6 protein-coding genes and 1 pseudogene are annotated in these 6,249 nt (G+C 64.1%); 5 read left to right on the forward strand and 2 right to left on the reverse strand.

The window, feature by feature from the left end; translation table 11 throughout:
- Window positions 1-225, reverse strand: a pseudogene (locus EN742_RS20575) (thymidine kinase); the annotation flags it as partial.
- Window positions 226-313: 88 nt separating this feature from the next.
- Between EN742_RS20575 and EN742_RS38200 the strand changes: the two are divergent.
- The 5 genes from EN742_RS38200 to EN742_RS20595 all read left to right on the forward strand — a co-directional run bounded on the left by EN742_RS38200 (window position 314) and on the right by EN742_RS20595 (window position 4,845).
- Entirely contained in the window at window positions 314-472 is a 159-nt protein-coding gene (locus EN742_RS38200; RefSeq protein ID WP_189347317.1) for a hypothetical protein, read from the forward strand.
- Window positions 460-1,395, forward strand: coding sequence for a choline ABC transporter substrate-binding protein (gene choX, locus EN742_RS20580; protein ID WP_126058637.1), 936 nt, complete (start codon window positions 460-462; stop codon window positions 1,393-1,395). Before EN742_RS38200 ends, choX begins: the two co-directional genes overlap by 13 nt.
- 220 nt (window positions 1,396-1,615) lie before the next feature.
- Window positions 1,616-2,470 carry a choline ABC transporter permease subunit gene (choW, locus tag EN742_RS20585; RefSeq protein ID WP_126058638.1) on the forward strand — a complete coding sequence of 285 codons (855 nt, stop codon included), beginning with the start codon at window positions 1,616-1,618 and terminating at the stop codon, window positions 2,468-2,470.
- The gene (gene choV / locus EN742_RS20590) at window positions 2,467-3,648 is read left to right on the forward strand and encodes a choline ABC transporter ATP-binding protein (RefSeq protein ID WP_126058639.1); all 1,182 of its coding nucleotides are present in this window, start codon (window positions 2,467-2,469) and stop codon (window positions 3,646-3,648) included. Before choW ends, choV begins: the two co-directional genes overlap by 4 nt.
- A gap of 159 nt (window positions 3,649-3,807) precedes the next feature.
- Entirely contained in the window at window positions 3,808-4,845 is a 1,038-nt protein-coding gene (locus EN742_RS20595) for an MBL fold metallo-hydrolase (protein ID WP_126058640.1), read from the forward strand.
- A gap of 36 nt (window positions 4,846-4,881) precedes the next feature.
- On the opposite strand, the gene EN742_RS20600 is transcribed toward EN742_RS20595, so the two are convergent.
- Window positions 4,882-6,249, reverse strand: a 1,368-nt coding sequence (locus tag EN742_RS20600) for a transcriptional regulator (protein WP_128333212.1), incomplete at its 5' end; no start/stop codon positions are given.

Here is a 6,249-nt window from a genome sequence, read left to right on the forward strand (position 1 = left end):
GTGCTCAGCGACACGGGCGAACAGGTCGTCGCCGTCGCGAAACATCTCGGCCTCGGCCTCGAGGCCGATGCGCGACGAGATCAGCCCGCTGTCGCCCTTGCGATAGTGTCCAGCGATGAACAGCATGGTGGTCATGCCGCGCTCCCGGTAGTTGTAGGACGCCTGCAAGAGCATCGTCGTCTTGCCGGCGTTCATCGTCGCGTAGTTGAAATAGAGCTTGGCCATGCCGCCTTTTAAGCCGAGTTGCAGCACGGCGGGGAGGGGGCGCTGTCGCATTCCCCTGAAAAAGCCGCGCTGTCCGAAAAGCGTCGGCGTGTCGCTGATCGGCCAGCGCGCGCCGTTCATCGTGATGTGGCAACGCTTGAAACCGCAGCAAAATGGTGTTTGGCTGACGAAACAAGGCGGAGACACAGACCGTAACTTCGCCGTGCCAAAAAGAATCGCAATGGGAGATTATCAATGTCGCGTATGAATTCCTTCGTCGCCGGTCTTGGCCTGGCGGCTCTTCTGTCCACCACCGCTGCCTTTGCCGGCGATCCGGCGAGCTGCAAGGCGGTGCGCCTGTCCGATGTCGGCTGGACCGACATCCAGGCCACCACCGGCCTCGCTTCGGTGCTGCTCACCGCGCTCGGTTATGAGCCGCAGGTGATCCAGCTTTCGGTGCCGGTGACCTATGCGTCGCTGAAGAATAACGACCTCGATGTCTTCCTCGGCAACTGGATGCCGTCGATGACCAACGACATCAAGGACTACACCGCCGACGGCTCGGTCGAGACCATCAGTGAAAACCTCAGCGGGGCCGGCTACGGCATCGTCGTGCCGACCTATGTGGCGGACGCCGGCGTCAAGACGCTGACCGATCTCGGCAAGTTCAAGGACAAGTTCGGCGGCAAGATCTATGGCATCGAGGCCGGCAATGACGGCAACCGCATCATTCTCGACATGATCAAGAACCCGAAGGACAATCTGGAGGGCTTCGAGCTGGTCGAGTCCTCGGAAGCCGGCATGCTGACTCAGGCCGAGCAGTCGATGAAAAGCAATGAGTGGATTGCCTTCCTCGGCTGGACGCCGCATCCGGTGATGGGCGCCATGAAGATCACCTATCTCGAGGGCATGGGCGACAGCGGCTTCGGCGCAGCCACCGTGCATACCAACGTGCGCAAGGGCTACACCACCGAGTGCCCGAATGCCGGCAAGTTCATCGCCAACCTGAAGTTCAACCTGGACATGGAAGGCGAGATGATGGACGCGATCCTCAAGGGCGGCGACGCCAACACGGTCGCGACCGACTGGCTGAAGAAGCATCCCGATGCAATCGCCCCCTGGATCGCCGGCGTGACCACCTTCGATGGCGGCGACGCGGCGGCCGCGGTCAAGACCGCGCTCGGGAGCTGAGCCGACTTGCGTTCGGCGTGACCGATCAGGAAGGGCAGCCAATCAAGAATAGGCTGCCCTTTTTCTTAATGCGCGTCGCGCTGAGACGGATTCAAGCGACGCGCTTCAAAGTGTTTGTCCGCCTGTCGTTTCCCAAAACCGCTGCGCACTTTTGGGCGACATGCGTTAAGCTGTGAGAAGATGACCGTCCGGCAAAGGCGGCAAGTCAAAGAGGGGCGAGATGGATCCTATTTCGAAATTCCTGGTCGGCTACAAGATACCCATAGGTCAGTGGGGAAAGGCCTTCTTCGGCTTTCTCACCGATAATTTCGACACCATTTTCAGGGCCTTCTCCAACGGCCTCAATTTCCTGCTTGACGGGCTGGTGGACGGGCTGCTGCTGATACCGCCAGTTTTCCTCATCGCGTTGATCGCGCTGCTCGCCTATTTTCTGCAACGATCGAGAGGGCTGGCGGTAGCCGTCTTTATCGGGCTGCTGTTCATCCTGAACCAGAACCTCTGGAAGCAGACCGTGGAGACGCTGGTGCTGGTGGTTGCCGCGGCGGCCGCCTCGATGGCCATCGGCGTGCCGCTCGGCATCTGGGCCGCGCACAAGCCGAAGATCTACCGCTTCATGCTGCCGGTGCTCGACCTGATGCAGACGCTGCCCACCTTCGTCTACCTCATCCCGGTGCTGACCCTGTTCGGGCTTGGCAACGCGCCCGGCCTTATCGTCACCATCATCTTCGTCATTCCCACTCCGGTTCGTCTTACCCATCTCGGCGTCACTTCGGTGCCGAAGTCGATCGTAGAGGCCGGCGAGGCGTTCGGCGCCACCAAGAGACAGCTTCTCTGGAAGGTAGAGCTGCCTTCTGCCTTGCCCACGATCATGGCGGGCCTGACGCAGTCGATCATGCTGTCGCTGTCGATGGTGGTGTTCGCCGCCCTCATTGGTGCCGGCGGCCTCGGCACCGAAATCAACCGCGCGCTCGGCTCTCGCAAGATCGACCTCGGTCTCGAGGCCGGCCTCGCCATCGTCGTGCTCGCCATCGTGCTCGACCGGATGACCCGCATTGGCGTTGGAGGCAAGAAATGACCGTCGCCGTTGACTTCAAGAATGTCGACATCGTCTTTGGCGCTGACCAGGCCGGCTCGCTGGCGCTGATCGACCAAGGCGCCACCCGCGCCGAGATCCTCGAAAAGACCGGCAACGTGCTTGGCTGTGCGGGCGCCAGCCTGACGATCCATGAGGGCGAGATTTCCGTTCTCATGGGCCTGTCCGGCTCCGGCAAATCGACCCTGCTCAGAGCCGTCAACCGGCTCAACGTGGTGTCGCGCGGCCAGGTTCTGGTCAAGGACGGCGACCGTACGGTCGATGTCGTCACGTGCGACGAGGCGACGCTCAGGCGCCTGCGGCAGAAGCAGGTGGCGATGGTGTTCCAGCAGTTCGGCCTTTTGCCGTGGCGCACGGTGGAGGAAAATGTCGGCTTCGGCCTCGAGCTCGCGGGCGTGCCGGAGGCCGAGCGCAAGGAGCGGGTCAGGAAGCAGCTTCAGCTCGTCCATCTCGACCAGTGGTCGAAGAAGTACGCGCATGAGCTTTCGGGCGGCATGCAGCAGCGCGTCGGCCTGGCCCGCGCCTTCGCCACCGAGGCGCCGATCCTGTTGATGGACGAGCCGTTCTCGGCGCTCGATCCGCTGATCCGCACCAAGCTGCAGGACGAATTGCTGCAGCTGCAGGCGGAACTGAAGAAGACCATAATCTTCGTCAGCCACGACCTCGAGGAGGCGCTGAAGATCGGCAGCCACATCACCATCATGGAAGGCGGGCGCATCGTGCAGACCGGCGCGCCGGAAGACATCGTGCTCAGGCCTGCCAACGACTATGTCCGCGATTTCATCGCCAACGTGAATCCGCTGTCGGTGCTGACGGCCTGGAACGTCATGCGCGACCGCCGCGACCTCGACCACGGCGAGGACGGCTGGGTATGGCTCGACCGGCGCAAAACGACGCGCTTCAAGATCGACGATCACGGGCTGGTGGCGGCCGCCGAACGCGACGGCAAGCCTGCGGTGTGGGTGTCCTGTGCCGATGTCGAGCGGCTGCCGGAGGAGACGGCGCAGGTCTTCTGGGCGACGCCTGGCACGTCGCTGAAGACGGTGATGCTGGCCATGCACCGCTCACAGACAGCGCCGGTGGCGCTGTTCGACGAGCAGTCGCGCTTCGTCGGCGCGATCGGGATCCGCGACGTTCTGAGCGCCGTGCTGCGGCGATAATCGCCCGCAAGTCGACGATGCCGCGGCCGAAGGTGCCGGCCGCGGATGCGCCGGTTGGCACCTTGGTACGACTGGCAGGGACGGGAACCGTGCCCTAGTATCATTCCTGCCGCGCCAAATCGCGCCGCGGGCGGCAGGCGCAAGGGGCATGCAGCAGGGATGATTTTCCGTCAGCTCTTCGATTCGGCATCGGGCACCTACTCCTATCTGCTGGCCAGCCGCCGGGGCGGCGAGGCGCTGATCATCGATCCGGTGCTGGAGAAGGTCGAGCGCTATCTGCAACTCGTCAACGAACTCGACCTCAAGCTGGTCAAGGCGGTGGACACGCATCTGCATGCCGACCACATCACCGGCCTCGGCGCGCTGCGCGACCGGACGCATTGCGTCACAGTGATGGGTGAGCAGACCAAGGCCGACGTGGTGTCGATGCGGCTTGCCGACGGCGACAAGCTTGCCATCGAGGGGCTAGCGCTCGACGTCATCTACACGCCCGGCCACACCGACGATTCCTACAGCTTCATCCTGCCGGACCGGGTGTTCACCGGTGACACGCTGCTCATCCGCGGCACCGGCCGCACCGACTTCCAGAACGGCGATCCGCGCCAGCAGTACGAATCGATCTTCGGCCGCCTGCTCAAGCTTCCCGACGAGACACTGATCTTCCCGGCGCATGACTACAAGGGCGAGACGGTCTCGACCATCGCAGAGGAGAAAGCCTTCAACCCGCGCCTGCAGGTGAAGTCGGTGGACGAGTATGTCGAGATCATGAACAACCTCAAGCTCGCCAACCCGAAGATGATGGACGTCGCCGTGCCGGCCAACATGAAGGTCGGGCTGCATCAGGACGAGATCGCCGGGCGCGGCTGGTCTGTCACGGCGGACGAGGCGCTGGCGATTGTCGGCAGGCCGGACGTGGCTTTGATCGATTTGCGCGAGAGCGCCGAGCGGGAGCGGCATGGCGTCATCCCGGGCGCCATCCATCTGCCCTATCCCAGGCTGCAGGAGAACATCGCCGCCGGCGGCATGCTCAATGAGCTCGCCCGATCGACCAGCAAGCAGCTTTTGTTCTACTGCGCCTTCGGCGAACGCTCGGCGATGGCGGTGCAAGCGGCGCAGGACGTCGGCATCGCCAACGCCCGTCATATCCAGGGCGGCATCGACGCGTGGAGAAAGGCGGGCGGGCCGCTGTTGCGGTAGGCCGTGGCGGCGCAGCGCGGGGCGGATTTCAAAAGATCAATTCAGGCCGATGCGCCTGGCGCCGTGCCGGAACATGGCTTCGGCGTCCCGGTCGAAACGGAAGGTGGCGATGAAGTCGTCGGCACGATAGTCCGGCAGGGTCTTGCGGATTGCGGCGGCGAAAGTGCGCGCCTCGTCCTGCCGGCCGGCCAGCGCCAGGCAATGCGCGGCGATCGCCAGGATGATGATGTGGGCGTTGGGGCGGGCGGCAGCCTTCAGCGCCCATTCCGACGCCTCGCCGAACTCTCCAAGGCGGGCATGGGCCATGGCGCGGGCGCCCATCATGCCGAACAGCAGCGGGTCGAAGGGGCTGAGATGGCGCGAATGATCGGACGAGCCGATCGCTGAGCGCGGATCACCCGATTGCGAATGCACGAAGGACAGCGCGTAGTGGCCGAGCGCGAAATTGGGGCTGAGATCAACGGCCCGTTCCAGCTCGAGCAGCGAGCCGTCGCGTTCGCCGCGCAGCCACAGCGCCCGGCCCATGGCCCAATGCGCCGCCGGATTGTGTTCGTCGACCAGAAGACTTTGTCCGGCGGTTTCGAAGGCAAGCGCAGCTTCCTGGTCGCGGTCGCCCCAGCGCTGGAAGGCGTTCTGCCAGTGGGTGAAGGAGAGGCCGGCATAGGCGCGGGCAAAGGTCGGGTCCTGCTTCAGCGCCATGTCGAAGAACTGGTGGGCCAGCTCGTTTTCGGTCCGGGTGAAGCGGTACATGTGCCAGAGGCCGCGATGGTAGGCCTCCCAGGCGTTGAGCGAATTGGGCGCCTTCAGCATCGCCCGGTTGCGCTCGACCGTGGTGACCTCCGCCGCGATGGAGGACACGATGCTGTTGCCGATATCGTCCAGCACGACAAAGATATCGTCCGGCCGGTGCTCGAACGTCTCGGCCCAGACGATGCGGGCCGTGCGCACCTCGACCAGCTCGACCGCGACGATGATCCTGCCCGACAGGTTGCGGACGGAGCCGGTTGCCACGTAGTCGACATTCAGCCGGCGCCCGGCATCCTCGGGTGAGATGTCCTTTTCGGCCAAAGCGAAAACCGAGCCGCGGGCGATGACGAAGAAATCCCTGAGCTTGGCGAGGCGGGTGATGATGTCATGGGTCAGGCCGTCGGCCAGCCCACCACGAAAATCCGCGGTGCCGGCGTGCTCGACGAACGGCATCACTGCGAGCGAGGCGCGGCGTGTCGCCGATGTCTCGGGCTCGGCCGGAGCGACCGGTGCCTGGGGCACCGCAAACGCCGGCACGGATCGCACGGGTGGCGTCGCGCTGGACTGACGGGATCTTATTTCCTGCCATGCCTCGCGCAGGGGGGCGAAATCCAGCTCCTCCGACTCGAAGAGCCGCGCAGCGGCAGCCAGATGCTC

Source organism: Mesorhizobium sp. M4A.F.Ca.ET.020.02.1.1, assembly GCF_004022645.1.
In the GTDB taxonomy this organism is placed as follows: Bacteria; Pseudomonadota; Alphaproteobacteria; order Rhizobiales; family Rhizobiaceae; genus Mesorhizobium.

Bases quoted from the DNA above. Each gene is read 5' to 3' on its own strand.
- choX (WP_126058637.1), top strand. From the start codon at position 460: ATGTCGCGTATGAATTCCTTCGTCGCCGGTCTTGGCCTGGCGGCTCTT.
- choW (WP_126058638.1), top strand. From the start codon at position 1,616: ATGGATCCTATTTCGAAATTCCTGGTCGGCTACAAGATACCCATAGGT.
- choV (WP_126058639.1), top strand. From the start codon at position 2,467: ATGACCGTCGCCGTTGACTTCAAGAATGTCGACATCGTCTTTGGCGCT.
- EN742_RS20595 (WP_126058640.1), top strand. From the start codon at position 3,808: ATGATTTTCCGTCAGCTCTTCGATTCGGCATCGGGCACCTACTCCTAT.